General features: G+C 67.6%; 21 protein-coding genes. 6 read left to right on the top strand and 15 right to left on the bottom strand.

Annotation, left to right across the window (positions count from 1 at the left end; genetic code table 11):
• Nucleotides 1-3: 3 nt before the first annotated feature.
• Genes paoC through paoA form a run of 3 tightly spaced genes read right to left on the bottom strand, consistent with a single transcriptional unit; the run spans nt 4 to nt 3,844 of the window.
• On the bottom strand, nt 4-2,238 hold the full coding sequence (paoC, locus tag BRX43_RS11600; protein WP_125995031.1) for an aldehyde oxidoreductase molybdenum-binding subunit PaoC: 2,235 nt from the start codon (nt 2,236-2,238) through the stop codon (nt 4-6).
• Nucleotides 2,239-2,243: 5 nt separating this feature from the next.
• A complete protein-coding gene (locus BRX43_RS11595; protein WP_125995030.1) occupies nt 2,244-3,194 on the bottom strand; it encodes a xanthine dehydrogenase family protein subunit M in 951 nt (316 codons plus the stop codon).
• Nucleotides 3,191-3,844, bottom strand: coding sequence for an aldehyde dehydrogenase iron-sulfur subunit PaoA (paoA, locus tag BRX43_RS11590; protein WP_125995029.1), 654 nt, complete (start codon nt 3,842-3,844; stop codon nt 3,191-3,193). The genes BRX43_RS11595 and paoA overlap by 4 nt, the downstream gene beginning before the upstream one ends.
• 242 nt (nt 3,845-4,086) lie before the next feature.
• On the opposite strand from paoA, the gene BRX43_RS11585 reads away from it, so the two are divergent.
• Together BRX43_RS11585 and BRX43_RS11580 are read left to right on the top strand one after the other, a co-directional pair.
• Nucleotides 4,087-5,859, top strand: a complete 1,773-nt coding sequence (locus BRX43_RS11585; RefSeq protein WP_241214916.1) for an aspartyl protease family protein — start codon at nt 4,087-4,089, stop codon at nt 5,857-5,859.
• Between the two features lie 100 nt (nt 5,860-5,959).
• Complete coding sequence (locus tag BRX43_RS11580) at nt 5,960-7,198, top strand: multidrug effflux MFS transporter (protein WP_125995028.1); 1,239 nt, start codon at nt 5,960-5,962, stop codon at nt 7,196-7,198.
• Here BRX43_RS11580 and BRX43_RS11575 read toward each other — a convergent pair.
• The 7 genes from BRX43_RS11575 to bla form a co-directional block, all read right to left on the bottom strand.
• Complete coding sequence (locus BRX43_RS11575) at nt 7,174-8,205, bottom strand: c-type cytochrome (protein ID WP_125995027.1); 1,032 nt, start codon at nt 8,203-8,205, stop codon at nt 7,174-7,176. The genes BRX43_RS11580 and BRX43_RS11575 overlap by 25 nt on opposite strands.
• The gene (locus tag BRX43_RS11570; protein ID WP_125995026.1) at nt 8,202-8,780 is read right to left on the bottom strand and encodes a cytochrome c oxidase assembly protein; all 579 of its coding nucleotides are present in this window, start codon (nt 8,778-8,780) and stop codon (nt 8,202-8,204) included. Before BRX43_RS11570 ends, BRX43_RS11575 begins: the two co-directional genes overlap by 4 nt.
• Nucleotides 8,777-9,154, bottom strand: a complete 378-nt coding sequence (locus BRX43_RS11565) for a hypothetical protein (RefSeq protein WP_125995025.1) — start codon at nt 9,152-9,154, stop codon at nt 8,777-8,779. Before BRX43_RS11565 ends, BRX43_RS11570 begins: the two co-directional genes overlap by 4 nt.
• Complete coding sequence (ctaD, locus tag BRX43_RS11560; protein WP_125995024.1) at nt 9,151-11,661, bottom strand: cytochrome c oxidase subunit I; 2,511 nt, start codon at nt 11,659-11,661, stop codon at nt 9,151-9,153. Before ctaD ends, BRX43_RS11565 begins: the two co-directional genes overlap by 4 nt.
• Nucleotides 11,658-12,632, bottom strand: coding sequence for a cytochrome c oxidase subunit II (gene coxB, locus BRX43_RS11555; protein ID WP_125995023.1), 975 nt, complete (start codon nt 12,630-12,632; stop codon nt 11,658-11,660). Before coxB ends, ctaD begins: the two co-directional genes overlap by 4 nt.
• Before the next feature lie 70 nt (nt 12,633-12,702).
• On the bottom strand, nt 12,703-13,722 hold the full coding sequence (locus BRX43_RS11550) for a cupin-like domain-containing protein (RefSeq protein ID WP_241214914.1): 1,020 nt from the start codon (nt 13,720-13,722) through the stop codon (nt 12,703-12,705).
• Nucleotides 13,719-14,627 (bottom strand): subclass B3 metallo-beta-lactamase, encoded by a 909-nt coding sequence (bla, locus tag BRX43_RS11545; RefSeq protein ID WP_125995022.1) that lies wholly within the window; start codon nt 14,625-14,627, stop codon nt 13,719-13,721. Before bla ends, BRX43_RS11550 begins: the two co-directional genes overlap by 4 nt.
• A 206-nt stretch (nt 14,628-14,833) precedes the next feature.
• Between bla and BRX43_RS11540 the strand changes: the two genes are divergently transcribed.
• Genes BRX43_RS11540 through BRX43_RS11525 form a run of 3 tightly spaced genes read left to right on the top strand, consistent with a single transcriptional unit; the run spans nt 14,834 to nt 18,014 of the window.
• Complete coding sequence (locus BRX43_RS11540; RefSeq protein WP_125995021.1) at nt 14,834-15,613, top strand: ThuA domain-containing protein; 780 nt, start codon at nt 14,834-14,836, stop codon at nt 15,611-15,613.
• 46 nt (nt 15,614-15,659) lie between these two features.
• Nucleotides 15,660-16,997, top strand: coding sequence for an AarF/ABC1/UbiB kinase family protein (locus BRX43_RS11535; protein ID WP_125995020.1), 1,338 nt, complete (start codon nt 15,660-15,662; stop codon nt 16,995-16,997).
• A gap of 57 nt (nt 16,998-17,054) precedes the next feature.
• Nucleotides 17,055-18,014, top strand: a complete 960-nt coding sequence (locus BRX43_RS11525) for an IS481 family transposase (RefSeq protein WP_125995019.1) — start codon at nt 17,055-17,057, stop codon at nt 18,012-18,014.
• Here BRX43_RS11525 and BRX43_RS11520 read toward each other — a convergent pair.
• The 5 genes from BRX43_RS11520 to BRX43_RS11500 all read right to left on the bottom strand — a co-directional run bounded on the left by BRX43_RS11520 (nt 18,011) and on the right by BRX43_RS11500 (nt 25,028).
• Nucleotides 18,011-19,084 (bottom strand): glycosyltransferase, encoded by a 1,074-nt coding sequence (locus BRX43_RS11520; RefSeq protein WP_125995018.1) that lies wholly within the window; start codon nt 19,082-19,084, stop codon nt 18,011-18,013. The two genes, BRX43_RS11525 and BRX43_RS11520, sit on opposite strands and share 4 nt — an antisense overlap.
• A complete protein-coding gene (locus tag BRX43_RS11515; RefSeq protein ID WP_125995017.1) occupies nt 19,081-20,031 on the bottom strand; it encodes a galactosyltransferase-related protein in 951 nt (316 codons plus the stop codon). The genes BRX43_RS11520 and BRX43_RS11515 overlap by 4 nt, the downstream gene beginning before the upstream one ends.
• Nucleotides 20,028-21,173 carry a glycosyltransferase gene (locus BRX43_RS11510; protein WP_125995016.1) on the bottom strand — a complete coding sequence of 382 codons (1,146 nt, stop codon included), beginning with the start codon at nt 21,171-21,173 and terminating at the stop codon, nt 20,028-20,030. The genes BRX43_RS11515 and BRX43_RS11510 overlap by 4 nt, the downstream gene beginning before the upstream one ends.
• The gene (locus BRX43_RS11505) at nt 21,170-23,182 is read right to left on the bottom strand and encodes an HAD-IIB family hydrolase (protein WP_125995015.1); all 2,013 of its coding nucleotides are present in this window, start codon (nt 23,180-23,182) and stop codon (nt 21,170-21,172) included. The genes BRX43_RS11510 and BRX43_RS11505 overlap by 4 nt, the downstream gene beginning before the upstream one ends.
• 88 nt (nt 23,183-23,270) lie before the next feature.
• Nucleotides 23,271-25,028: a histidine kinase famiy protein gene (locus BRX43_RS11500; RefSeq protein WP_206433189.1), complete on the bottom strand. Its 1,758-nt coding sequence runs from the start codon at nt 25,026-25,028 to the stop codon at nt 23,271-23,273.
• 179 nt (nt 25,029-25,207) lie between these two features.
• Here BRX43_RS11500 and BRX43_RS11495 point away from each other — a divergent pair, with 179 nt between their 5' ends.
• A complete protein-coding gene (locus BRX43_RS11495; protein ID WP_125995014.1) occupies nt 25,208-25,600 on the top strand; it encodes a BLUF domain-containing protein in 393 nt (130 codons plus the stop codon).
• Nucleotides 25,601-25,603 lie beyond the last annotated feature (3 nt).

Below are 25,603 nucleotides of genomic sequence, written 5' to 3'. Positions count from 1 at the left end.
CGGTCAGGCGACGGCCGGCAGCTTCTCCAGATGCTTGTCGAGCGTGATCGGATAGTCGCGAACCCGCACGCCGGTAGCGTTGTAGATGGCGTTCGCCACGGCCGCGCCGACGCCGCACAGGCCCAGTTCGCCGACACCCTTGGCCTTCATCGGATTGGCCTTGTCATCGGCTTCCTCCAGGAACACGACCTCCTGATGCGGAATGTCGGCATGGACTGGCACCTCATAGGTGGCGAGGTCGTGATTGACGAAGAGGCCAAAGCGGGGATCAACCGCCAGTTCCTCCATCAGGGCGGAGCCGACGCCCATCGTCATCGCACCGATCACTTGGCTGCGCGCCGATTTCGGATTGATGATCCGGCCTGCCGCGCACACCGCCAGCATCCGCCGCAACCGCGTCGCGCCCGTATAGGCGTCGACCCCAACCTCCACGAAATGCGCACCGAAGGTGGAGAGCTGCCACTGCTTTTCCAGATCGCCGAACTCGATCTTGTCCTGCGCGACCAGTTCGCCAGCCGAGGCGGCTTGCGCGAGATCGGCGGACCGGTTGCCGCTGGTCACCTTGCCGCCCGCAAAGGCGACATCGGCCGAGTTGTATCCGAGCCGCTGCGCCACCTGCTCCCGCAGCTTGACGCAGGCGGCATAGACGCCCGCCGTGGCGTTCGCCGCGCCGAACTGGCCGCCCGACCCGGCCGAGACGGGATAGGCGGAGTTGCCGAGACGCACCACCACCGCCTCCAGGGGCACGCCCATCATCTCGGCGGCGGTCTGGGCGATGATCGTGTAGCTGCCGGTGCCGATATCCGTCATGTCGGTTTCGACCGTCACCACGCCCTTGCCATCCAGCCGCACACGTGCGCCCGACGCCATGTTCATATGGTTGCGGAAGGCGGAGGCGACGCCCATCCCGACCAGCCAGCGCCCGTCACGGACCGAGCCGGGCTTGGCCTGTCGGCGCGACCAGCCGAACTGGTCCGCGCCCTCGGTCAGGCACCGGACCAGCTGACGCTGCGAGAAGCGGCGCGTCGGCTTTTCCGGATCGACCTGCGTGTCGTTCTTCACGCGAAAGGCGATCGGGTCCATGCCCAGCTTCTCGGCCATTTCGTCCATGGCGATTTCCAGCGCCATCATGCCCGGCGCTTCGCCCGGCGCGCGCATCGCATTGCCCTCGGGCAGGTCGAGCACGGCCAGACGCATCGCGGTCAGTCGGTTCGCGCCGGCATAGAGCAGCTTGGTCTGGTTGACCGCCGTCTCCGGCGAGCCGTTCGGCTGGTCGCCCGATCCGCTCTCATGCGCGATGGCGGTGATCGTGCCGTCCTTCGCCGCGCCGATCCGGATGTGCTGGCGCGTGGCCGGACGGTGGGTGGTATTGTTGGCGATCATCGGGCGGGACAGGGCGACCTTGACCGGCCGGCCCGCCGCCTTCGCGCCCAATGCGGCCATGACCGCATCGGTCCGCAAGAACAGCTTGCCGCCGAAGCCGCCGCCGACATAGGCGGACTGGAAGCTGATCTTATCCTTAGGGATACCCAGGGTCCGCGCCAGATCGCCATGCCCCCAGGCGATCATCTGGTTCGAGGTCCAGAGCGTCAGCTCGTCGCCCGTCCAGGATGCGATCGAGGCGAAGGGCTCCATCATCGCATGGCTGTGGTCGGGCGTGGTGTAGCGCGCGTCGAGCGTGACCGGCGCGGCAGCGAAGGCGGCTTCGAAGTCACCGACCCGGTCCATGCCGGGCGCGGCGCTGCCCTCGTCGCTGGAGCCGCCGGTCAGCGGCGCGGTCTTCAGTGCCTCGTCCAGGTCGAATCGGCCCTGGCTGCGGGCATAGTCGATCCGCACCAGGTTTGCGGCGGCGCGCGCCTGTTCGAACGTCTCGGCGACGACGATCGCCAGGGCCTGATGGTAATGGTCGACCGCCGGACCGCCGAGCAGCTTGACGGTGTTGAACTTGCCCTTGCCGAACTTGCCGAAGCCCAGCTTCGCCAGGTCGGTGGCGGTGACGATCGCCAGCACGCCCGGCGCGGCGCGTGCCTCGTCGAGGTCGATCGAGCGGATCATCCCCTTGGCGACGGCGGCACCGACGACCTGGCCATAGGCGGCGTTCGGCGCCTCGCGATGATGCTCATAGGCATAGGGCGCGTGGCCGGTGGTCTTGAGCGGACCGTCGATCCGGTCATGGGCGCGGCCGACCACGGTCATGCGGTCGATCGGGTTGGGGCCGGCGGGTGTGTCGAACTTCATGGCGGTCAGCCCTTGCTCTCGGCGATCACGGCGGCCAGCGCGCGGGTAGCGAGCGGCAGCTTGAACGCATTGTCCTTGGTCGGTGTCGCACCCTGGAAGGCACGTCCGGTAACGGCGGCGGCGCCTTGCGGCAGCAGCGCTTCCGCCGCCTCCACGCGCCATGGCCTGGGGGCGACGCCGCCAAAGGCGACGCGACCCGTGCCGTCGGGCTGGATCACCGCCGCGACCGACACCAGCGCATAGGCATAGGAGGCACGGTCCCGCACCTTCTCGTAGAAATGCTTGCCGCCGATCGGCTTGGGCAGGGTCACGGCCGTGATCAGCTCGCCTGGCTTCAGCACCGTGTCCTGTTCGGGATGGTCGCCCCACAGCCGGTGGAAATCAGCGATCGGAATGGAGCGGCGCTGTCCGCTGCCGTCCACCGTCTCGATCACCGCGTCCAGCACGCGCATCGCCACCGCCATGTCGCCGGGGAAGGTCGCGATGCAGGCATTGCTGACCCCGATCACGCCCAGCTGGCGCGAATAGCCGCCGATCGCCGCGCAGCCCGACCCCGGCTTGCGCTTGTTGCACGCCATGTTGGTGTCGTAGAAATAGGGGCAGCGGGTCCGTTGCAGCAGGTTGCCGGCGGTCGAGGCCTTGTTGCGCAACTGGCCGCTCGCGCCCGCGACGATCGCACGCGTCAGGACCGCATAGTCGCGGCGCACACGCTCGTCCGCGGCCAGATCGGTATTGGTGACCAGCGCGCCGATGCGCAGGCCGCCTGCCTTCGTCTTCTCGATCTTGTCGAAGCCGAGATCCTGGACATCGACCAGATGGGTGGGCGTCTCCACCTCGATCTTCATCAGGTCGAGCAGGTTGGTGCCGCCGGCGATGAACTTGGCCCCGGGCTGACCGGCGACCGCGCGGGCCGCGGCGACCGCATCGGTCGCGCGCTCATAGGTGAAGGCCTTCATGCCCGATCCTCCTTGGCGGCACCGCCCGCGACCTCGGCCATGGCCTCGGCGATATTGGAATAGGCGCCGCAACGACAGATATTGCCGCTCATCCGCTCGCGCATCTCGATGTTGCTGACCTGCGGGCGGGCGGCGACGTCGGCCTGGACGTGGCTGGGCACGCCGCGCTTGATCTCGTCCAGCACCGCCACCGCCGAGCAGATCTGCCCCGGCGTGCAATAGCCGCACTGATAGCCATCATGCTTGATGAAGGCGGCCTGCATCGGGTGCAGCGCCTCGGTCGTGCCGAGCCCCTCGATCGTGGTGATGGCGTCGCCTTCGTGCATCACCGCGAGCGACAAGCAGGAATTGATGCGGACGCCGTCGACCAGCACGGTGCAGGCGCCGCACTGGCCATGGTCGCAGCCCTTCTTCGTGCCGGTCAGGTGCAGATGCTCGCGCAATGCGTCGAGCAGGGTGGTGCGGGGGTCGAGGGTCAGCGATTGGCTTTCGCCATTCACCGTGAAGCGGACCGGCATCATCGGTTTGGCCTTTACGGGACGGGGAGGGAGCGGCGCGGCGCCAACCGGAGCGGCGACGACGACGGCGGTCGCCGCGCCACCGGTCAGCACGCCGCGACGCGAGACGGCCGGATCAGACCTGTCGGACATGGATCGATCTTCCTTTGCGACCGGCTCTGACCCGGTAGAGATGGTGGAACGGCAAATCGGTGTTAGCGTCTTGAACGCGCGTGCGCGACCAAAGAACCCGCGATAATCCTCAATGCGACAATGAACCCCGCTCAACATCAATCCAGTCGGCCGTTACGACCGTTTTGGTGACGAAATTGTCGGATCGGCGTCTCCCCTTCGTCACGCCAGGCGGGCTATGGTGGCATGTATCGGGGTGGGGGATGGCGATGCGTGGTCGGCGACGGTGGACGATCGGAACGGGAAGCGCGGCGCTGGCCTTGACCCTCGCCAGTCCGGCGCTGGCGGCGTGCAAGGTCGGCAAGATCGCGGAAATTCCAGTGACGCTGATCGGGCAGCGCGCGATGGTGCAGGCCAAATTCGGCGACCGGCCGACGCAGTTCATCCTCGACAGCGGCGCTTTCTACAGCACGATTTCCCGCGCGACGGCGGCCGAGTTCAAGCTGGAGGATGAGGCCCTGCCGCCCTGGTTCCGCGTCAAGGGGGTGAATGGGGACGCGACCGCCAGCGCGGCGGTGGCGCGCAACTTCTCGCTGGCGGGCATCGCCTTGCCCAAGGTCGACTTCATCGTCGCCGGGACCGACACCGGCAGCGCCGGATTGATCGGTCAGAACATCCTCGGCCTGGCGGACGTGGAATATGACCTGCCGCACGGCATGGTCCGACTGATGAAGGTCCAGGGCTGCAACGACATGGCGCTGGCCTATTGGGCCAATGGGAAGCCCTTCTCGACGCTGAAGCTGGAAACCGGCGATACCGGCCCCTGGAAGCCGCACACGATCGCGACCGTGCTGGTCAATGGGGTGAAGCTGCGCGCCGCGTTCGACACCGGTGCGCAGACGAGCGTCATGACGCTGTCGGCCGCCAAGCGCGCCGGCATCACGCCGCAGAGTCCCGGCGTCGTGGCGGTCGGGCGGAGCAGCGGCCTGGGGTCGAAGGAGGTTTCGACCTGGCTCGCGCCCTTCGACCGGATCGATCTGGGCGGCGAGATCGTGCCGCGGCCCAAGTTGCGCATTTCCGACATCCACATGGATGTCGACATGCTGATCGGCTTCGACTTCTTCCTGACGCACCGGGTGTTCGTCTCGAACGTGCAGCACAGGCTCTACATGACCTATGAGGGCGGGGCCGTGTTCGGCCTCCGTCCGTCCGGCGCGCGAACCACCACGGGCGAGGCGCTGGACCTGACCGATAAGGCAGCCGAACCGACCGATGCCGAGGGTTTCGCCCGGCGGGGCGCGGTCCATATGTCCGCGCACCGGATGCAGGAGGGGCTGGCCGATTTCGACAAGGCGGTGGCGATGGCGCCGAGCGAGGGCCGCTTCCTGGTGCTGCGCGCACAGGCGCGGCTGGCGAACCGGCAATTGCTGCTGGCGGCGGCTGACCTCGACAAGGCGGCGACGCTGATGCCGAACGACCCGGACATCCGCTTGAGCCGTGCGTCGCTCCGCCTCGCCAATCGCGATCCGCAAGGGGCGGCGGAGGACGTGGCGGCGGCGGACAAGCTGCTGGCGCCGGGATCGGACCGGCGGCTTCGCCTGGCGGGATTCTACAACAGCCTCGACAAGCCCGAAGCCGCGATCGTGAATTACGACGCATGGCTCAAGCTGCATGGCGAGGATGCCGATCGCGCGGTCGCCTATAACGGGCGATGCTGGGCGCGGGCGATCCTCGGCCGCGATCTGGAAAAGGCGCTGTCCGACTGCAACACCGCGATAAGGCTGCGGCCGGCCATGGCCAACTATCTCGACAGCCGGGGATTGGTGAACCTGAAGCTCAATCGGCTGGACACGGCGCTGACGGATTACGACGCGGCGGTGAAGGCCAGCCCGCATAACGCCTGGATGCTCTATTCCCGGTCCATCGCCGCGGAGCGGGCCGGGCGGACCGAACAGGCCGCTGCCGACCGCACGGCGGCGCTGGCCATCGACCCGCACATCGGCAAGCGGGCGGTGCGCTACGGCCTGGAGAAATAGGACCGGCGATCGGAGACGCGACCGTACAGGCGGAACCCCGCTTTCGCCGCATATGACGGGAGAGGTGGAAACGTCAGCGTCATGGCCCTAAGTGGCGGCCATGCCGTCTTCCGCAATCAAGTCCCCGATGCACCGCCATGAATTCGTCGCCTTCGTCGCGGCGCTGATGGCGGTGAATGCGCTGGGCGTCGACCTGATGCTGCCCGCGCTCGCCGATATCGGTCGCCAGCTCGGCGTCGCCACGGCCAATCACCGGCAATGGATCATCACCGTCTATATGCTCGGGTTCGGCACGGGCCAGCTCGTCTATGGCCCGTTGGCGGATCGCTACGGACGACGACCGATCCTGCTGGTCACGCTCGCCGGCTTCGTCTGCGCCAGCATCTTCGCGGCGAGTTCGCAGACCTTCGCGGCGCTGCTCGGCGCGCGGATGCTGCAGGGCCTGATGTCCGCGTCGACCCGTGTGCTGGCGGTCGCGATCGTGCGCGATCAGTTCACCGGACGCCAGATGGCGCGGACCCTGTCGGTCGCGCAGATGATCTTCTTCCTGGTGCCGATCCTGGCACCGACGCTGGGACAGGGCTTGCTGGCGTTCGGCCCCTGGCGCTTCATCTTCTATGCGTTGGCTGGATTTGCGGCCTTCGTCCTCGCCTGGTCGGCTGCGCGCCTGCCGGAGTCGTTGCCGGTCGAGCGTCGCTCGGCGCTGTCGTTCGCCAATATCGGCGCGGCCTATCGCCTGACCCTGACCAACCGCTTCTCGCTCGGCTATGCGGTGGCGGCGGCGATCACCTTTGGCGGCATCATCGCCTTCGTCTCTTCGGCGCAGCAGATCTTCGTCGACGAGTTCGGCGCGGGCGAGCGGTTCACCCTCCTGTTCGCGGCCTGCGCCTTCTCGATGGGATGCGCGTCCTTCGCCAACAGCCGGCTGGTCGAGCGACTGGGGACGCGGCTGATCTCGCAGTCGGCGGTGCTGGCGCTGATCACCTTGTCGGTGCTGCACTTGATGGTGATCGGCGTGGGCCAGGAGACTCTCTGGACCTATATGGTCTTCCAGGCGCTCAGCATGACCTGCATCGGCCTGTGCGGCTCCAATTTCGGCGCGATGGCGATGGAGCCGGTCGGCCATATCGCCGGCACCGCCTCCTCGATCCAGGGGTTCATCGGCAGCGTCGGCGCGGTGATCGTCGGCTCGCTGATCGGCCAATCCTATAACGGCACCACCACGCCGCTGGCGCTCGGCTATCTGGCGATCGGCGTCGCGGTGCTGGGCGTGGTGCTATGGACCGAAGGCGGCCGGCTCTTCCAGGCGCGGCATCAGCGCGTCGAACCGGCGAGATAGCGGGCCAGGGGATCGATCATCTCCTCCGGGATGCGGCGGGCAATGACCGGCATGGTCGCCTGGCTCTTGCGTGCATCCACCACCGTCTCGTCGCCGTGCCAATGGCGCAGGCGTTGGGCGATATAGGCGGCACGCTGGCCGGCGATGACCGGATAGGGCTTGCCCGGCGCATGGCAGCTGGCGCAGGCCGGCAGCTGGCGCTCGGGCATTCCTCGCGCCACGATCCGTGCCGCGGCGGCATCGCCGCCGGCGGGTGGGGTGTCCAGGCCGGGCATCGCGGCGAAGCGGCGGGCGGCGGCGACCATCTCCGCCGGCTCCATCCGCATCGCGACCTGCTGCATCACCGCGCTGGAGCGCCGGCCGCTGGCATAGCCTTGCAGCGCGGCGAGCAGATAGGCGGGGTCCTGGCCGCCCAGCACCGGGACGTCCGGCGCGCCGCGTCCGCGTCCATCCGCGCCGTGACAGCCGGTGCAGGTGCCCAGATCGGTCGCTGGCTCCGCCTCATTGACCAGCGCGCGATATTGCGCGGGCGTCATGCCGGGCAGGCGACGGACGAAGGCGACCATGCGCCGCACCTCGTCCTGCCGGTCCCGCACCGCCCAGGCGGGCATGCCGGTATATTTGACGCCGTGCTGGAGGATCCAGAACAGCTGCTTGTCGGTCCACTCCCGGGCATTGACCGCCAGATCAGGGGCAGGCGGGGTTGCGGCCTGCATGACGGACGCGGGCTTCACCCCGGGCGCGCCGTGGCAGACGGCGCAGGCATTGGCGAAGTGACCGGCGGCGCTGACCAGCCCAGTGGCGTCCGCCGGATCGCTCGGCGAGGAGAAGGCAGCATGCGTGCGCACGGAATTGCGCATCGTCCAGTGCAGGAACCAGTCGGTGATCGGCCAATGCCCGCTGGACGCCGCGATGTTCATCACCCCGGACCAGGCGAAGAGCAGGCCGGCGACCACCACGCCCAGCAGGGCGGCGATCGCGCGCGCCCAGGTGATGCGGATCGTCATGCGGGCACCTCGCTTCGCGTCTGGAGCAGTCGGCCGAGCATCGCCAGTCCGCCGAGTAGATAGGCGACACCGCCGACCAGCAGCATGACCACGCCGGAAACCTGCTGGTCGGTGAGGGCGTCCACCCCGTGATGGCTGTAGAGCGGGCGGGGGGCCAAGCCGATCAATGCCCCGAGCAGGGTCATGTGCATGGAGGTGACCAGCAGCGCCGCCACCCCGGCCGCACGGTGGCGGGGGGCGAGGACGGCGGACCAGAGCAGCAGGCCCGCGGCCAGGAAACTCGCCTGCTCGACCACCAGCCAGAGCGGGTGATGATCGGCCAGCCGGCGAAGGGCGGGAACATGCCAGCCCCAGACGATGACCGCCTCCGCCAATGCGGCGGGCAGGGGCGATGCTAGCCGAGGCCAGCGCGTTGCCGGATCGAAGCGACTGTCCCGGACGCCGATCGCCAGCAGCGGCGCGGCGACGGCGACGGCGATCATATGGGCGGCCATATGGCCGGTCATGCCCGAGCCGCTGACCGCCCAGCCCAGGGGTAGCAGGGCGAGCCCGGCGAGAAGCGCCGGCTGCGTCATCGACAATCCCCCAGCATCAGGACGGGCAGCGACGTGAACAACACCGCGACGAAGCTCAGTGCCGAGAGCAGCAGGGTCGAGAAGGCGAGGAAGCGCAGCCGGTCGATATCCGTGCCCTCGCTGTGCGGCGGCGGATCGCCCGGCGTGCGCGACTGTTGCCAGGCGATCAGTCCGGCAACGAGGATCACCACCAGCGCCACGACCGTCCCGATCGCGAAGACCGTCGGGAAGCGCGCCCAGTGGCCGATTTTCGCGCAGGACACCGCCGCCCAGAGATAGGAGAACAGGAAATGCACCGCCCAGACCGATGGCGGCACGATCAGCGTCCACAGCGTGACGCGCAGACTATGCACCCGCTTCAGCCAGCGCCTCACAGCCCCGCCTCCGGAAAGAGGCCGATCGTCAGATAGGTGACCAGGGCGGTGAGCGCGAGGAAATGATGATAGACGGTGATGTTGCGCAGATCGGCATCATGGGTGGGCGTCATCCGTCCGGCCAGGCTGCGCGCCAACGTATAGAGCTGCATGATCGCGCCGATCGCGGCATGGACGACCGTCCAGATCGTCAGCACCCAGACGATCGCCGGATAGACATTGGCCTCGGGATCGAGCCCGTCCAGGCAGCGGAGCCCGGCGAACAGGCTGGCGATCGCCAGGCCGGCACCGGTGACCAGCAGTCCCCGCGCGATCGTCACCCGCCCGCGCGCATGGACCTCGCGCGCGACGAGCGTCGCCGCCCATCCGCCAAGCGACAGGGCGAGGGCCACCAGCGGGGCGGCGACCCCGGGTCCGTCGAAGCCCGCGCCGAAATCGGGATGGATCGTCCAGTAGAAATAATAGCCGAACACCAGCCCCGAAAAGGCGGTCGCGTCCGCCATCATCGTGATGAACATCGCCCACCAGCCGGGGGCCGCCGGTCCGGATAGGTAGAGCGGCATGTGCATCCCATGGCCGATCGGCTTTTCCGGCTTCTCCGGGATTTCCGCCGTATCCCACAGCCACCACAGCACGCAGGCGAGCGTTACCACGCCACTGACGGCGGCAAGCAGATAGAGGTGGTAGGTGGTCAGGATGAACACCGCACCCAGCGCCACGGCGGTGATCATCGGCTTGACGCTCGGCGTACCCAGCCGGATCACCGATATCGGTCGGGCATCGAGCACCGAGGTGATGATCGTCTCGCGCCGACCTTCTTCGGCGTCGGGCAGGAAGAAGCGGCCCTCATCGACCTTGGCGACGAAATCCTCCTGGTCCCAGATCGGATAGCGGCTCTCGATCAGCGGGACCGAGCGGATGCCCCAATCCTCGTCGTCCGGATGCGCCAGCCATTCGAGCGTGCCGGCGTTCCAGGGATTGCGCACCGCCTTGGGCCGTGTGGGCGACAGCGCGAGGTCGACGACCAGCACCAATACGCCCGCCGCAAAAAGATAGGAGCCGGCGGTCGAGGCGAGGTTGAGCCATCCGATGCCCAGCTCCGCTGGATAGGTGAAGACCCGGCGCGGCATCCCCTCCAGCCCCGACAGGTGCATCGGGAAGAAGGTCAGGTTGACGCCGACGAACATGATCCAGAAGGCGATGCGCCCCATCCGGTCGGACAGCTTCTTGCCGGTGATCAGCGGCCAGTAATAATAGAGCCCGCCGAACAGCGGCAGGAGCGTGCCGCCGATCAGCACATAATGGAGGTGCGCGACGATGAAATAGGTGTCGTGCGCCTGCCAGTCGAACGGCGCGATCGCGACCATCACCCCGGTCAGGCCACCGATCACGAAGATGGCGAGGCTTCCTGACGCGTAGAGCAGGGGCGTCGACCATTTAACCTTGCCTGCCCATAGCGTGGCGATGAAGGCGAAGATCTGCACACCGGTCGGGATGGCGACGGCCTCGGACGCGGCGGAGAAGAAGGCGAGGCTGATCTTGGGCAGGCCGGTCGCGAACATGTGGTGGACCCACAGGCCGAACGACAGGAAGGCGGTGCCGACCGCCGCCAGTACGATCCAGGGATAGCCGAGCAGGTGCCGCTGCGCGAAGGTCGGGATCAGCATCGCGAACAGCGCGATCGACGGCAGGAAGACGATATAGACCTCCGGATGGCCGAAGATCCAGAACAGGTGCTGCCACAGGAGCGGATCGCCGCCGCGCGCCGCGTCGAAGAAGGGCCATTCGAGCAGTCGCTCCATCTCGAACAGCAGGTCGCCGGCGATCAGCGGCGGGAAGGCGAACAGGATCATCACCGCCACGACCAGGATGTACCAGGCATAAAGCGGCATCAGGTTGAGCCGCATTCCCGGCGGCCGGCATTTCAGCACGCCGACGATCAGTTCGACGGCGGCGGCCACCGAGGATACCTCGATGAAGGAGAGGCCGAGCATCCAGATGTCCGCGCCCAGCCCCGACAGGTCGGTGCGGGTCGTCAGCGGCGGATACATGAACCAGCCGCCGTCCGGCGCGGCATTGAAGAAGATCGATCCCGAGACGAAGACCCCGCCGATCAGGAAGCTCCAATAGCCGAAGGCCGACAGGCGCGGGAAGGGCAGGTCGCGTGCGCCGAGCAGCTGGGGCAGCAGGATGATCGACACCGCCTCGAACATCGGCACGGCGAACAGGAACATCATCATCGAGCCGTGCAGCGTGAACAGCTGGTTGAACGTGTTCGCCGACACCAGGTCGTTGTTCGGCACCGCGAGCTGCGTGCGCATGATTAGCGCCAGCACGCCCGCGAACAGCATGAAGCCGAACGCGGTCAGCGTGTACCACACCCCGATGCGGTTGTTGTTGACGTCGGTCCAGCGGAAGAACCAGCCCGATGGCGGCTTCCATACCTCGCGCAGACGCTCCTCCTGCGCGGCGCGGAGCTGGGGATCGTCCTGGGCGTGGAGGCTCATTTCAGGCCTTGCAGATAGCGGGCGATGGCGACGGCCTCGTCTTCCGACAATTGGGGGAAAGCCGGCATCCGCACGCCGGGCTTGGTGGCTTGCGGGTGGCGGATGAAGCCGGCGACATGGGCGGTCGTCATCGGCAGGATGCCGGCTGCCAGCGTCGTCCGCTGTCCGAAGCGGGACAGGTCCGGGCCGATCCGGCTGACGGCATCGGTGCCGCGAATGGCGTGGCAGCCGCCACAGCCCTGTTCGGTGAACAGGCGGGCGCCGATCGGGTCGGCGACCGCATGACGGCTGGCGCCTCGCTGACCGTCCAGCCAGGCGTCGAACGCCGCCGGCTCCATCGCCACGACGTCCAGCGCCATCAGCGCGTGGCTCAGCCCGCAGAATTCGGCGCATTGCCCGCGATAGCGACCGGCGCGCTCGGCGCGGACCACCAGCGTGTTGGTGCGGCCGGGGATCATGTCCATCTTGCCGGCAAGGCCGGGGATCCAGAAGCTGTGCACCACGTCGCCGGCCGTCAGGCGGAAGGCGACGGTGCGGCCCGTCGGGATACGGATTTCGTTGGCGCTCTCGACCGGGGGGGCTCCGGACGACCGATAGGCGACCCTCCACCAGAATTGCTCGCCGTCGACGGCGATCTGGAGATCGGCCGGTGCCACCGGACGCGGGCGCATATAGGGAAGCGAATAGGCCAGAAGGCCCAGCAGGACGATGGTGGGCACGATACCGCCCAGCCACAGCACCAGCCGCATCCCCTTGCGGTGCGTCATCTCGCCGACCGGGGCCCGGACGGCACGGTGCATCAGCCAGGCCACACCCCCGGCGATCACCACCGCGCCGACCAGCATGACGATGAGCAGATGGCGGATCGCCATCGCATCCTCGCCAAAGGGGGCAAGGGTCGACTGATGGCGATTGCAGCCGGCGACCAGCCAGCCCAAGCCGGAAATGATGACGAACTTTTCCCCCCGCATCGGCCCTGAACGGTTCAGGGCCGAAACGGTTCAATTCCGAATGACGAATAGTTCATGCTATCTGGTCGGGTCAGCCTCCGAAGGTGCGTTTCAGAAAGCCCTGGATCATGCCTGTCCGCTCCGGCGTGGGCGGTCCCAATATGCCGCGGGCATGGGGCAGCAGATGCGCACCCGCCGCCGCCGGATCGTCGTCGAAGATATAATGGTCGAACCACGCCTTCACCGCCTGCCGCTCCGCCGGCGGCAGGTCGCGCACCGTCAGCAGGGCGTGGATCAGCGCGGGAAAGGCCGATCCGCCCTCCCGCTCGCCCCACCAATAGTTCACCAGCACGTTGAGCGGCCCGCTGGCCCGGACATCGTGCCACCAGAGCGGGGGCATGAACAGCGCGTCGCCTGGCTCCAGTTCGGCGACCTGCATCGTCGCCAGCGCGGCCGCGAACCGGGGGTATCGGTCGAGATCGGGATGTTCCAGATCGACCATGCTGCTCGGCTGGCCCGCCATCGTCGTCTCCAACGGCCCGACATAGAGGTTGCCGACCTGATCGGGCGGGAAGATCGCGAAACGCCGCCGTCCGGCCACGACCACGGCGATATTGGCTGACATGTCGTAATGCGTCGACACCCGCGTCGCATTGCCCAGCCACAGACGGGGGGTGGCGGCGGGGATCGCCAGCGGCAACGGATTGTCCTGCATCCAGCCGGGGAAATGATCCGGCGCGGCATTGGCCCCGGCATAGAGCGCGGGCGGCGTCGGACTGTCGGCTTCGGCCAGCAGCGCGTCGAGCAGCGGGCTCAACAGCACCTGCCCACGGTCGAAATTGAAGCCGTGCATGTCGTCACGGTAGAAGAACCGTCCCCCGATCGTCGGCGGCCCGGCGAAGATGCCCATCGGCCGACCGCTGTCGAACCGACGGAGATAGGCGGCGGTGGCGGCCGGCCCCTGGCGTCCGAACGCCACCGAGGGCCACGCACCGGCCAGGCCCCGCAGCACCATGGGACGATCCCCGGCCAGGATATCGGTCGTGACGCGCGCGGGGTCGGAGGCATCCATCTCCGCGACACGCTTCGCCTGTGCGACAGGATCGGTCATCGCTGTTCTCCCTGGTCTTCCCGCGCCAGCCGGCGCTCGAGCGCGGTTCGTCCATCGGCCGCGTAGCGCACGCAGCCACGACGGTCGGTAAGTGGTTTCTTGCCCGCCAGGCGCGGGTAGAGATCGCTGGCCTGGGGATGCGGGGTTATCAGCAGGTCGCACGGCAGGCGCGCGATCCGGTCGATGCTGTGTCGCAGGGTTGCGACATAGGCCGGGTGATCGCGGAAGCGATAGCCGTCGGTCGAGACGGGGCTGACGCTGTCCGCATAGACGATCGTCCGACAGGTCGTGCCCGCGCAGGACCGCCACGTCCAGGAGGTGCCGCCGGGTGAATGGCCGGGCGTGGCGAGGGCGGTCAGGCGAAGCGACCCGAGCACCACGGTCTCGCCGTCGCGGACGACCCGGTCGACGGGCACGCCGGGATAGGCTGGTCGGTCTCCCTCGCGCTGCGGATCGCCCGGCGCGGTCACGCCGCTCTCCAATACGGGGCGGGCGGCGGCGCGGGCCGCCATCCTGGCACCCGTGGCTTTGCGCAACGCGCCAAGACCCCCTGCATGATCCTGATGCTCGTGCGAGGAGAGCAGCAGCTTCACGTCGGCGGGCCGAAGCCCCAGGCGCCGGAGGTTGGCGAGGATCGATGGTGGTGCCTGGGCGGTCGCGCCATCGATGACGATCGAGCCCCGGTCCCCGACGATCAGCAGCACGGTGATCCCGCAGGTGCCGATGTCATAGACATTGGCGAAGATCCGGATCGGCGGCGCGGGATCGCTCCAGCCGTCTCTACCGGCGCACCGCGCCTGATGCTCGGCGATGGTGGCCGGGGTCAGGCCTGGTGCCCCCGCCGCGATCGCCAGCGCGGCGCCGGGCACGGTCGCGATCAAGGCGGAGGCCAATCTCGTCCACATTATCATTGCTTCGGCTTTCCTGCCACGAGCGCCAGCGCTTAGACCCGTACCGCCGCGCCCGCCAGCGCCGTTGTCGATCGTCGGTCCAGCACCGCCGCGCCTGGGAACGTCGTCCGATCTCTTTGCGCCACCGCGACCAAGGTCCGGATGGCATAGGGTCTCACTGCAGGCGACGATGCCGCGCTTGTTCAGGAAGGGCCGATCGGATGAAGCGCGGAATTTGGGGCGTCATGGCCTTGGCGGTGGCGGCACTCCCGACGATGGCGGCCGCGGAGGATCAGTTCCGCGTGCTGGTGATCGCCACGCCCAGCACCTACCACTATGAATATATCCCGGTCGCGCGGGACAATCTGGAGCGGGTGGCGCGGCTGCACAGCTTCGCGCTGGAATGGACGAGCGATCCGGCGCGGTTCGATGGCGACTTATCGGGGTACGCCGCCATCCTGTTCCTCAATACCCCGCCCGAGCGGTTGAGCGCGAGCCAACGCACGCGGTTCGAGGCCTATATGCGCGCCGGCGGCAATGCGATGGTCGTCCACCGCGCCGCCATCGTGCCCAAGGATGAATGGCCCTGGTTCGAGAAGCTGGTCGGCCGCAGCTTCGTCAACCATCCCAAGGTGCAGACCGGCGTCGTCACTGTCGCCGATCCGGGCTTTCCCGCCGCCTTCGGCCTACCGTCGCGCTGGATCTGGAGCGATGAATTCTATGTCACCGTCAATCCCTATCGGATTGCCATCGATCCGGTACTGCGCGTCGACGAGAGCAGCTATGATCCGACGCTGATCTGGCCGGGACAGGTGGGACACCGCATGGGGCCGGACCATCCCGAGGCCTGGCATCATCGCTACGAGCAGGGGCGCGTGTTCGTCACGTTGCTCGGCCATCAGGCGGACATGTACCGGGACGAACGCTACCTCCAGCACATGCTCGGCGGGCTCTATTGGACCGCGACCGGCCGGGGGCAGGCGGCGAACCCTGCACCGTGAGACGTCTTTCTGCGGAACTCCCGGTGCCGCGCCGCGCTGTGCCGGGATGCAGCAGGACGATGATGCCCCGAACGCGCGCCACCGCGCCATCCCCAGCGGCCGCGCCGCACGGCTCGGCGTGTTCGGGCGACTGGCGGGCGGTGTCGCGGGTGGCATGATCGCCGAGGGTGCGCGGCGTCTGGCGGCCGGCGAGCGTCCGCGGATGAGCGATCTGGTCCTGACCCCAGCCAATGCCACCCGCGTCGCCGATCGCCTGTCGCATCTGCGCGGCGCGGCGATGAAATTGGGCCAGATGATCTCGATGGACGCGGGCGACATGCTGCCCGCCGAGCTTTCAACGATCCTCGCCCGGCTGCGCAACCAGGCCTATCGGATGCCACCGACGCAGCTCGACCAGGTGCTAACCCGCGAATGGGGCGCGGGCTGGCGGCGGCGTTTCCGCCATTTCGAGGCCGCGCCGATCGCGGCGGCCTCGATCGGGCAGGTACACCGAGCGACGCTGCCGGACGGCCGGGTGCTGGCGATCAAGGTGCAATATCCCGGTGTCGCCGACAGTATCGACGCCGATGTCGACAATGTCGCGACGCTGCTTCGTGTCTCGAACCTGCTGCCGTCGACGCTCGATCTCAAGCCGCTCCTCGCCGAGGCGAAGCGGCAGCTCGCGGAGGAAGCGGACTATATCCGCGAAGGCGAGCAGATGCGGCACTATGGCGCGCGGTTGGCGGGCGATCAGCGCTATGTCGTGCCGACGTTGGAGGAGGGGCTGACCACCGGTCGCGTCCTGGCCATGTCGTTCGTCGAGGGACGCCCGATCGAGGCGCTGGCCGACGCCGAGCAGGGAGTGCGCGATGCGGCGATGACGGCGCTCGTGTCGCTGGTGCTGCGCGAGCTGTTCGACTTCGCGACGATGCAGACCGATCCGAACTTCGCCAATTACCGCTGGCAGCCGGAATCGGGCGCCTTGGTCCTGCTCGATTTCGGCGCGACGCGGGCGGTCCCGGCGGAGACGGCCGACGGGTATCGCCGATTGATCGTCGCCGGCCTGGCGCGTGATCGCGATGCGATACGCGACGTGGCGGTGGAGACGGGCTTTCTGGGCGCGGTGGCGGCCGATACCTACCGCCCGGCGATCGACCGGATCATCGCGGCGATCGACGATGCGCTCAATCGGCCCGGCTCGTTCGACTTCGGCGACCGCGCCTTCGTGCCGGTGGTTCGCGAGGAGGCCAAGGCGCTGATCGCCGATCGCGCCACCTGGCACGTCCCGCATGTCGAGACGCTGTTCGTGCAGCGCAAGGTCAGCGGCACCGCGTTGCTGGCGGCTCGGCTGAAGGCGCGGGTCGATGTACGCGGGCTGGCCGCCGGTGCGATCGGCGCGGCCTAGGTGTTTGATCCCAGGGTTTGATGGTGCGATCCTTTCGTTGGAATGGAAGGATGCGGTATGGGACAGGTACGTCACGGGTGCGCCACGACCACGCACGCCGTCCGAGCAGCAATACAGCGATCGCAAGCTTCGCTCGCGACGCTGAGCCGCGAGCTGGGGATCAACCCCAAGACAGTCGCGAAGTGGCGCAAACGGGCGACCGTGGAGGATTTGAAGACCGGGCCGAAGGCCCCTCATTCAACGACCCTCACCGAGGCAGAGGAGGCGATGGCTGTGGCGTTCCGACGCCACACACTGCTGCCGCTCGACGACTGCCTTTATGCGTTGCAGCCGTCGCTCCCCCATCTGACGCGCTCAGCGCTACACCGATGCCTGCAGCGGCACGGCATCTCCCGCCTGCCGGACATCGAAGGCGACAAACCGAAGCGGCAACGCTTCAAGCGCTACCCGATCGGTTTCTTCCACATGGACATCGCCGAGGTGCAGACCGCCGAAGGCAAGCTCTACCTGTTCGTCGGCATCGACCGCACGAGCAAGTTCGCCGTCACGCAGCTGGTCGACAAGGCTGATCGACGGACAGCATGGGAGTTCCTGGAATACCTGCTGAAAGCCGTGCCGTATCGCATCCACACGATCCTGACGGACAATGGCATCCAGTTCGCCGAGCAGCCGCGCAACCGGAACACCGCCTGGTCGCGTCAGATGCGCTTCGACATGATCTGCGAGGCAAACGACATCGAGCACCGGCTTACCAAACCGAACCACCCGTGGACCAACGGCCAGGTCGAGCGGATGAACCGGACGATCAAGGAAGCGACCGTCAAGCGCTTCCATTACGAGAGCCACGACCAGCTCCGAACGCACCTCGCCGACTTCATGGCCGCCTACAACTTTGCCCGCCGGCTCAAGACGCTCAGTGGGCTCACACCCTACGAATACATCACCAGGATCTGGACGTCAGAGCCAGACCGGTTCATCGTCGATCCGATCCACCAGATGCCGGGACTGAACACCTAGGCGGCCATCCGATCGTCGCCGCGCCGCGCCTCGGCGTACAGCGCCTCGCAGCGATCCAGCCAGAGGTCGTGCGTGAAGTGCGACAATACGCGTTGGCGGGGCACGTCGCGCGGAATGGCGAGAGCGGCGCTGATCGCATCGGCCAGCCCCGCGACATCGCCGCATTCGGCATAGGCACCGGCCTCGCCTACGATCTCTCGCGCCGCCCCCATGGCGAAGGCGGCGACCGGCAGTCCGCAGCTCATCGCCTCCACGGCGACCAGCCCGAACGGTTCGTCCCAGCAGGGGGTGAAGAGAAAGACGGAGGCCTGCCCGATGGCCCGGGCGAGCGCGTCGCCCTCCAGATGACCGGCATAGCGGATGTCGCTGCCGAGTAGCGGCGCGACCTCCGCTTCGAAATATTCGGGGTCTTCGATCGGGCCGCACAGCGTCAGGCCGATGCCGGCACGGCGGGCCGCCTGCACCGCGAAATGCGGGCCCTTGTTCGGCGTAATCCGTCCGCACCAGGCGGCGGTGCCGTCACCTTCGGCATGAAAAGGCCATCGAGCGGGATCGATGCCGTTATGCAGGATCGACGCCTCGGCCGGCGCGCCCTCCGGCCACCACGCATCGTGCTGCCGTGCCGAGGTCACGGTCAGGCGATGATGCGGCGATCGGCTGCTCCGCACGAACCAATGGAGCGCGTCATAGGGCGGCACATGCAACGAGGTGACGGTCGGCGTAACCATCGTCCGCGCCGGCTCCAGCGCGAAGCGATGCAGGCTGTTGTTATGGACCACATCGAATCCGCCGGCCGCGATCCGGTCGCAGGCGGCGGCATAGCCCGCGTCCAGATGCGCGATCAGCGGGGCGGAGCCGCGATGCTCCGCCCAGGGGAAGGTGCGCTCGTAATGCTGCTCGACCACCGGATCGATCGGGAACCGCGGATCACTGTCGCCCGAGGCGAACAGCACGACGTCGTGCCCGCGATCCTGGAGGCCGGCGGCGAGGTGCCAGCAATGCGACTCCATGCCCCCGGCGAACGGCTGGGCAATCCGCTGCCGGACATGTCCCAATATGGCGATCCTCATGCCGCCGCCGCGACCTCCAGCCGGGGCGATACCAGTTTGGACGAGCGGCTCGCGGCCTCTTCCAGTTGCCGCAGCACGCGCGCGGTATTGGCATAGGGCTGATGGCTCTGCTGACCGGTCAGCGCCAGATCGGCGGCCTCGGGCCGGCGGAGGATACGGATCGGGCGGCCCGGCGCGTCGTCGATCAGTCCCATCAGCCGGAAGGCGTGCAGCCAGTGGCCCATGGTGCGATAGCCCCATTTCTCTTCGAACAGCTGCGCGTTGCGGACGACGCTGTCGAGATGATGGACCGGCGGCATGTGGTGAGGGTGATATTGGTGATAGGCCAGGCCGCCCTTGATCCAGGCGATGGAGATATCGGCTTCGTCGAGCGTCTTGCCGAAATCCGTGTCCTCGCCGCCATACCCGATATAGCGTTCGTCGAACCCGCCGGACGACAGGAACGTCTCGCGCCGCATGGCGAAGTTGAGCGACCAGAAGCAGCGGTAATCCTCGCACAGCTCCAGGCCATGGGCGGGCGGCCCACGTCGATCGGAATGCTTCTCCGCCACCTTGGCGAAATCCTCGTAGCGCCAGTCGCCCCGCGTCGCGCCGCCGGGCAGGTACATGACCTCCCCCATCAGCAATCCGTTGAAGGCATCGGCGAACTTGGCGTAATCGGCGACCAGATCGGGCGTCGGGATACAATCCATGTCGAGGAAGACCAGCACCTCGCCCGACGCGGCCATCGCCGCCGCATTGCGAGCGGCCGCCAGGGGAAGCGCGTCCGTCGACATCTGCATCTGGCGCACCGGAAAGGGCGCATCGGGCAAATCATAGGGCTGGTGCTGCATCACCGCGACGATCAGTTCCACCGGGCGCTGCGTCTGCTTGGCAAGGCCATGGACGACATTGACCAGATGGTCGGGGCGACCCTTCGCCAGGGTGATGACGGAAACATGGGTCATAGGATGGGCGGCTCCATGGTCGATAGGGGGGCGCTGAGCGTCCTCGGGGTCCACAAACGCGCGGAAAGGGTTTCGAGCCACAGGGCGACGCGATCGGCGGGATGGTCGTCGATCATCGCGCGCTGGGCGATGGGGTGATGGTCGGCCAGCGTCTCGGCGAAAGCGGCGGTCCAGCCCTGCGCCGAGGAGGGCAGATGCGGTCGAACCGTCGCCACGCCTGCCCGCGCCAGGGCTTCCGCCTTGCGGTGCTGCTCGTCGAAATAGCGCCATTCCGGCACGGCCAGCCATGGCCGACCGGCGGCCAGGATCTGCTGGCAGGTGGTGTTGCCGGTGGAGGCGATGACGATGTCGGCGGCGGCGATATGGTCGGCGGCGTTGTCCACCCAGCCGCGATGCTCGATATTGGCGGGCTCGGTCGCATGCCAGTCGCGCTGCACCGTCCCGATCGTGATCCAGCGCGCATCGGGCCGCGACCGGGCGCCCACCCCCAACGGGGCCTGGGCGAACCCCTGACCCCCACCGCCCGAGACGACCAGTATCAGTTCCGCGTCCGCATCGACCCCGATGCGCTGACGCGCCACCTCGCGCTCGACGACGCGGGTGTCGACCCCCAGGCCGCCGGCGAAGCAGGTCTTGCCCCGCATCGCCGCATCCCATTCCGGCTGGGCGAGATCGGCATGGAAGGGGGCGAGCAGGCCGGCCGCGCCGTCATAGGCGGCGACATGGCCGGGATCGCCCCGGTCGCCATGTTGCAGCACCTTGACGTGCGGCACCGAACAGATCCGGGCAAGCTGCGCGATCTCGGCGGAGACGTCGCAGATCATCAGGGCGGGTTCGGCGCTGGCGAACCAGCCACTGATCGTCGCCATCGCCTGGCGGATGCCGGGCCAGCCGAGCGGCGCGCAATGCAGGGTCCGGGGCGTCGGCACCCAGTCCATCGAGTCGCTTTCCCCGCCCGAGGGCTCGAACAGGGACGGGATGCGGACGACCTCGACCTGGGGCGGCAGGGGGCCGAAGATATCGTCGCGCGCGCTGAACACGGTCATGGGCCGCGACGACGGTAGCGCCCGCGCAATTGCCGCGCAGCGCTCGGCATGGCCGCGTCCCTGATGATGGACGAAATAGCCGAAGGGACGCGTCATGCCGCCACCGCCGCGTCGGCCGTCAGGGCCCTGGCCAGTCCCAATCGGGTCAAGCCTTCCAGCACCCCGCCGGCATGATGGGCGGCACTCCGATACAGGCCGGGCCTGGATGGCAGATGGGCGAGTTCGTCGCTGGCGTTCCCCACCAATATGGCGTGGCCGCACGCCGCCAGCATGTCGCTGTCGTTGCCGCTGTCCCCGGCCGCGACACAATGCGCCAGCGACCAGCCATAGCGGCCGGCATAGGCGGCGACCGCCTCCGCTTTGCCGCCATGGGGTGCGATCACGTCGATCAGGCGCCCATGCGAGAAGATCACCCGCGCCGGGAGGCCGGCTTCGGTCAAGGCGCAATCGATGCGCGCGGCGTCCTCCGCCTTGCCGAAGAAGCTGATCTTGTGGGGACCGGCGGTCGCCGCCGGCTGCGGCGTCAGGTTCAGGCCGGCAAGCACGTCCGCCACCGCCGCCTGGTCCCAGTCCTGGTCGAGCGCGCGAGCATAGACGCGGCATTCGCGCCACTTGCCGCTGGTGTCCGCCAGCATCATCCGGGTGCCCACATCGGTAATATAGGCGTCGGGCTGGGGCAGCCCCCAATCGTCCAGGATCGCTTGCGCCGCCGCAAAGTCCCGTCCGGTCGCGACCACGAAGGGCAGGGGAGAGCCCGAGCGCCAGTCGGCGAACGCCCGCGCACCGGTCGGACAGCCGGTCAGCGTGTTGTCGATATCGCACACCAGCAGTCGGGGCTGCCCGACCGATCGATAGATCGCCGTCGAGTCCTGGGCATAGCGCCTCCAGTCATAGGCGGCCACGCCCTGTCGCCCCGCAGCGGAAAGCGCGGCATGACGGGCGGGATCGTCGATGATCCCCTTGATAGCCTGTGCGATCCCGGCAGGATCGCGCGGATCGATCAGCACGCCGTGACCGATCGTCGAAACGATCTCCGCCGGGCCGCCGTTGCAGGTGGCGACCACCGGCACGCCGGCGGCAGCGGCCTCGATCAGGGTGAGGCCGAAAGGTTCATGAAGGGCGGGATTGACGAACACGCCGCCTGCGGCTGCCCGCTCGTACAGCGCCGCGACGTCCGTTCCGTCATGCGCCGGGGGCAAGGCGATGCGGCCTTGGAGGCGGCTATCCGCCGCCAGCGCATGAAGTTCGCTCAGGACGCCTTGCTCCTCCGGTCCGGCGCGGTCGTGTTGTCCGGCCAGGATCAGCAGATTGGCGCCCTGGCGCAGACCGGGATCGTCGACAAAGGCACGGACCAACGCCGCCAGGTTCTTCTTCGCGACCGGCCGGGCCACCGCGAAGATCAGCGGCTTCTCGGGTCGGTCGAACCAGTCCCCCAGCCGATCGGCCATCGTGTCCGATCGCGCGGCCTGATGAAGGGTGGTCACGCCCGGCGGCACGCACCGGACGCGGTCGCCGACCGGCACGCGATAGCCACCGACCTGGCGGCTGGCTTCTTCGCGGGTGGAGACGATGATGGCCGCTGCGGCCTTGATCGCGCATCGTTCCGCCTCGATCCGGGCCTCCAGCCCGTCGCACTGGATTTGATGCGCGCGCTTGTCGATGCCGAGCGCATGCGGCGTGTAGACGAAGGGAATGCCGAAGCGACGCTGCACGGCCATCGCGACCGCCGCCGCATCGGCGAAATGCGCATGGATCACATCCGGGCGTTCGTCCTGCGAGGCCAGATGCTCACAGAAGGCGTGGATGAAGTCCGGAAGGTCGGCCGCCAGGGCTTCCTTCTCCAGATAACGACTCCGCCCCGTACCGATGCGGACGATGGTCAGTCCGGGCGCGACGTCTTCGCGCGACTCCGCGTGCACCGGGTCGAAACGCTCATCGTCGAACCGGCGAGTGACGATCTCCACTCGATCGATATCCGGGCGGCATGCCTGGTATGAGGCCGCATCCAATACATAGGCGATATGCCCGCCCGTATCCGCTGTTACTCCGAACTGGACGGGAGGGGCCTTCAGGCAGCCGCCAAGCGCGAGATGCAGGATATACAAGGCGGCTCCCTTTTGTTGCCGCTTCGTAACGTATTAACCAGGTACAAAGGTCCAAGCGCTTGTTTACCCGCGTTACTTTTTCGTGCGATCAGGCTTGGACCGAGCCGAAATCCGACTGTCGCCGACGCGCGCGCCCTTCACCACCGCGATTGAGCGCCTGACGCACGCGATCGAGAAGTTCCGAACGGCGATAGGGCTTGCTCAGCACGTCATTCGCGCGGGCGCGTGCACCGTCCGCCACCAGTTCCTCGTTATAGCCGGTCGTCATCAGCACCGACACGCTGGCATCCCGCTTGGAAACGGCGTCACCCAGGGAAAGACCGTTCATGCCACCCGGCATGACCAGGTCGGTGAACAGCAGGTCGATCCTCTTCGTGTCATGCGTCTCCTCGAAGAAGCGAAGCGCCTCGTCACCGCTCAGCGCCGTCGACACGACATAGCCGGCTCCCTTCAATATCTCCTGCGCGACCGCAAGCACCTCTTCATTGTCCTCCACGACCAGGACATGGGGCGGGGTACCGTCATCCGCCGGCAGGGCGACCGCCGGCACATGGCGCGGCGTATCGGCCGAGCGGTGATGCGCCGGCATGGCCGGGAACAGCAGCCGGATCGTCGTGCCATCGCCGATCGCGCTCTGGATTTCCAAACGGCCGCCGGACTGGCGCGCGAAACCGCTCGCCATGGCCAGGCCGAGCCCGGTGCCCTTGCCGACACCCTTGGTGGTGAAGAAGGGCTCGGTCGAGCGTTCCAGCGTCGCGGCCGACATGCCGTGCCCCTGGTCGGCGATGCTCAGCACGACATAATCGCCTGGGGTCAGGTCGCCCGCGGTCTCCTCCTCCAGCGTGCGCCGCTCCGTGGCGATCGTCACCGGACCGCCATCGGGCATCGCGTCGCGCGCATTGTTGACGATGTTGAGCAAGGCCATTTCGAGCTGGTCCGGATCGACGACCACATTGGGCAGATCGGGGTTCAAATGAAGATGGATATCGACCTGCCCGTTGACCGAGGTCTCGATCAGGTCGGAGAACTCGCCCACCAGCGTCGCGAGATCGAGCGGACGCGGCTCCAACCGGGTCTTGCGCGCGAAGGCCAGCAGCTGGCGGGTCAGCTTCGCCCCGCGCTCGGCGGCCGACTGGGCGGCGGCGGCGTAGCGCTTCACCCGCTCGGGATTGTCGGCGACCGCCGAGACGAGCTCGAGATTGCCGTTCACCACCTGCAACAGATTGTTGAAGTCATGCGCCAGACCAGCGGTGAGCTGGCCGATCGACTCCATCTTCTGCGCCTGGCGATAGCTCTGCTCGGAATTGCGGCGGCGGGTGACGTCGAGCTGGCTGGCGAAGAAATAGCGCAGGTCGCCGGCCCTGTCATATACCGGACCGATGAACACGGCGTTCCAGAATGGCGACCCGTCGCGGCGATAATTGAGCAGTTCCAAGGCGATCGCCGACCGTGCATCGACGGCATCGCGCAGTTCCGCCACGGCGTTGCGATCGGTCTGCGCACCCTGGAGGAAACGGCAATTGCGTCCCAGCACCTCCGCTTCCTCATAGCCGGTGAGGTCGAGGAACGCCTTGTTGGCGAAGACGATCGGATTGTCGTCCTGGTTCGGATCGGTCAGGATCATCGGCATCCGCGTCATCTCGATCGCGGCGAAGAACACGCCGCCGCGATCGTTCAGATCGGCATCGGTGATCGTGCTCTCGCGCCAATGGTGCAGGCCGGGCCGCTCGATGGGCTCGCTGTCGCCCGTGTCCATCGCGCCATCCGCCGGCCGGCCGGCCGCAAGACCGGTCGGATCACGATCGACATGTGTATCCGGACCCTGAGCAGCACCATCATTCGCCATGGAGGCTGGGTTGGCGGGACTGTCCGGCTTCTGCAAGGGGTTCCCTTCGCCTTGTTAATCTAGGATTATTGCGCTGGGGGAACGACGCATAGGCCCTCGATCGGGTTCCACTTGGAGGACGCCCACGTCATGGTCGCCAATGTCTTCCAACCGTCGCACACTTTCCCTACATCAGGATCATGAGTCAGGCCGAGCGGGTCCGCCGCATCATCTATTCCAGTCGCGCGACGGGTAGCAACCTGCGCGACGATCACCAGTCGATCCTGGCCGCGTCACGCCGAAACAACGGCCTGGACGGCGTTTCCGGCATCTTGTGGATACAGGGCGACCGATATCTGCAACTGCTCGAAGGGCCGCCGGACAGCGTCGCGGGTACGTTCGACCGGATCGCCGGCGATCCGCGCCATGCCGGGATTACCATCCTGGAAGACGAGCCGGCGGCGGAACGCCAGTTCGGCGACTGGGCGATGGCGGGGGAGCCGGGGGACCGGCCGGAGGACGCGCTGCTGCGGCTGCGCGGCCTGTTGCGCAACACGGACGGCGAGGTCGCCCGGTTCTTCGACCCCGCCTGACCG

This window comes from Sphingomonas sp. S-NIH.Pt15_0812 (assembly GCF_003951315.1).
In the GTDB taxonomy this organism is placed as follows: domain Bacteria; phylum Pseudomonadota; class Alphaproteobacteria; order Sphingomonadales; family Sphingomonadaceae; genus Sphingomonas.
This window is presented reverse-complemented; position numbering and strand designations above follow the sequence as displayed.